Origin of the sequence: Xanthovirga aplysinae, assembly GCF_009711365.1 — a bacterium.
GTDB classification, from domain to species: Bacteria; Bacteroidota; Bacteroidia; order Cytophagales; family Cyclobacteriaceae; genus Xanthovirga; species Xanthovirga aplysinae.
Genome location: NZ_SMMB01000280.1, coordinates 1 through 976, shown reverse-complemented (window position 1 = coordinate 976; position 976 = coordinate 1). Strand labels below are relative to the sequence as shown.

The 976-nt window shown below is 31.2% G+C and carries 1 protein-coding gene; it reads left to right on the top strand.

Annotation, left to right across the window (positions count from 1 at the left end):
- On the top strand, positions 1-866 hold an 866-nt coding region (locus E1171_RS00735; protein WP_222931307.1), incomplete at its 5' end, for a response regulator transcription factor.
- Positions 867-976 lie beyond the last annotated feature (110 nt).

Here is a 976-nt window from a genome sequence, read left to right as displayed (position 1 = left end):
ATTATCAGTTAAGAAAATCTTTCCTTAGTACATCTCTTAGGAATTTCTATCAAATGTTAACAGACCATAACTGTCTTAAGGGAGAAAATGATACCAGCTGTGGCCTCCTTTCTCAACTTGGAAAAGAAAGTTTAAATGAACAGATTAAAAACTTTATAGAAGCCTGTCGTTATCCCAGTGTAAACCTAGTGGCCTACACTTATTTAAAGAATGTAGAGCAAGAATTAAAAAGCTCCCCAGCCTTTTATGATAATTTATTGAAAAAAGTTCAACGCAGTCCAGGAGTAAATTCTCAATATGCAAGTCAATTTGAATGGGAACTAAGTTGGCTAAAAGCAGGATTTTGGGGAAGATTTTTAATCATTATAAAACGGTATTCTTGTTATTTTGTAGGAGGATTGATCTTCTTTATCCTATCTCTGGCAGCTTACATATTTATGTTAAGAAAAGAATTATTTTTGGCTAAAAACTATCAGGATTTTGCTTGCTGTAAAATGAACGATCAGAGTTGGACTCAAATAAGGGAAAAATTGTGTCTTGCAAAGGAAAATACTACAATGCCAAACAAGGTTGATAGGCTAAATTTTCAATCCTCATTAAAAAAGAGTGCTTTAGATAAATCAAGTGCAACCCCGATAGAAAACCAGGAATTGGAACAAGTAAATACCAAATTAACCCCACGTGAAAAACAGATTTTAATTTTAATTCAGGAAAACTGCTCCAATAAAGAAATTGCTGATCGTCTATTTATAGAGGTCACTACAGTTAAAAGTCATTTAGGAAAGATTTATAATAAGTTAAATATAAAAAACCGGACCGAGGCATTAAAATTTGCAAAATTAATAGATAATACTTCCTCCAATTAATATAATCTATCTTTACTTTATTTAGGCTGCCTGGTCTTTTCCCTATTTTCTTTTCTTAGTTAATAGATAAATGAACACACCTATTAAGATAATTTAACATTTCATCTTTT